The sequence below is a fragment of the Caballeronia sp. genome, assembly GCF_049581465.1.
In the GTDB taxonomy this organism is placed as follows: Bacteria; Pseudomonadota; Gammaproteobacteria; order Burkholderiales; family Burkholderiaceae; genus Caballeronia.
In genome coordinates, this window is record NZ_JBAUSA010001167.1 from 1 (window position 1) to 1779 (window position 1779).

At 61.8% G+C, this 1779-nt stretch carries 2 protein-coding genes; both read left to right on the top strand.

Annotated features, from left to right (window positions below):
• Positions 1 to 217: SDR family oxidoreductase (locus tag WCA53_RS28600; protein ID WP_423918960.1), on the top strand; the 217-nt coding region annotated here is incomplete at its 5' end.
• Positions 214 to 1635: an AMP-binding protein gene (locus tag WCA53_RS28605; RefSeq protein WP_423918963.1), complete on the top strand. Its 1422-nt coding sequence runs from the start codon at positions 214 to 216 to the stop codon at positions 1633 to 1635. The genes WCA53_RS28600 and WCA53_RS28605, both read left to right, overlap by 4 nt.
• Positions 1636 to 1779: the final 144 nt, after the last annotated feature.

The window sequence follows — 1779 nt, forward strand, 5'->3', positions numbered from 1 at the left end:
CGGTATTCGGGTGAATGCGGTGGCGCCCGGTTTGATCGAGACCGATCTGCTGGCGGATCTCCCCAACGACATCATCGCCGCACGTCGCGCGCAGACCGCGTTGCGCAGGCTTGGCACAGCGACTGAGGTAGCGACGGCAATCCGCTTCCTGCTTAGCGACGAAGCGTCTTTTATCACCGGACAAGTGCTGGGTGTCGATGGAGGTCTGACCTTATGAACACATTCGGCGCCAATGCTTGCCTGATCGATGCAGCTAGCGGCCTGAGCTTGCGCGGCCTCACGCTCGAAGCACGAATCCACGCGATGGAGAACGAACTGCACGCGATGCCGGCCGGGCTGATCTTGTTGCCCGCGCCATGGACCATCGATACCGTGTGCCGTTATCTCGCCGCGTTTCGCCAGGGTCGAGCGCTCGCGTTGCTTGATGCGGGCATAGAGCCGGACACGCTGATGGAACTGATCGCGCGATTCGAACCGGCGGGTCTGTGGCAGCCGGGGATCGATGAGCCCGCGCCAGCGGGTTATCGAAATGTCGATCATGGGTGGATCAGGCAGACGGGCGCGGCTGACGTTCATCCCGATCTGGCCTTGCTGCTGACTACCTCCGGTTCGACCGGCGCGGCCCGCATGGTGCGTCTTTCGCGTCGGGGTGTACTCGCCAACGCTGAAGCTATCGTGGGCGCGCTTGCGATCACCGACGCTGAAATAGCGCCGACCAGTCTGCCGTTCTACCTGGGCTATGGCTTGTCGGTGCTGAACAGCCATTTGCTCGCGGGAGCTACTGTGGTGGTGAACGCGTATCCGGTGATCGGCGCGGACTTCTGGGCGTGTGTCGATCGCTACGGCGCGACGTCCTTTGCTGCTGTGTCGCACACCTATGAATTGCTCTCGCGCTTGCGATGGACGCCGTCGGTGCATCCCAGCCTGCGCACGATGACGCAATCCGGCAGTCGCATGCGGCCTGAACTGATAGGGCAACTTGTCCGTGACGTCGGCCGCTCGGGAGGCCGTTTCTTTCTCATGTACGGGCAAACGGAAGCAACGGCCCGGATGGCGGTGCTGCCTGCGCATCGGATTATGGAAAAACTCGCTTCGGTCGGCTTGCCGGTGCCAGGCGCAGGGTTATCGGTTCGCGTTGAATCGGGCGAGTTGACGCGCCAACCGGACCTCGTAGGTGAAGTTGTTTTTCGCGGCCCGGGCGTCATGATGGGTTACGCCGATACCGCCTCCGACCTCGTTCGCGGCGACGATTCCCGCGGCGTGCTGCATACGGGTGACATCGGCCGCTTCGACGAGGAGGGTTATCTCTATCTCGAAGGTCGTCTCAAGCGGATTGCCAAGCTATTCGGACAACGTATCAATCTGGACGCCGTCGAACGCATCGCCGCCGAAGCGGGCGCTGAAGGCGCGACGATCGCCGTGTCGCGTAACGATGAAGCGATCGTATTGTGGTGCGAAGGCGAGGCTGAACCGCAACGGCTGGAACTTGTTTCGCGCAGTGTCGCAGAACGATTGGGCGTGAACCGGCATGGCGTGGTTGCACGCGGAATCGATAAATTGCCGCTGCTGCGTAATGGCAAGATCGATTACCGGTCGTTGGTTCGCGCGGCGATTGAAGATCAGGCGGCGACATGATCCGGCTGCTCTTTCCGATGGGCGCCCCGCTTGAAGCGTTGGCGTTGCTTGAGTCGATGCGCGATCCTTTGAGTGATCCGAAGTTTGGCCCGCCGTTGCAAGCCGGCGATGAACGCATGCTCGATTTCCTCGATGCAGTCGGCC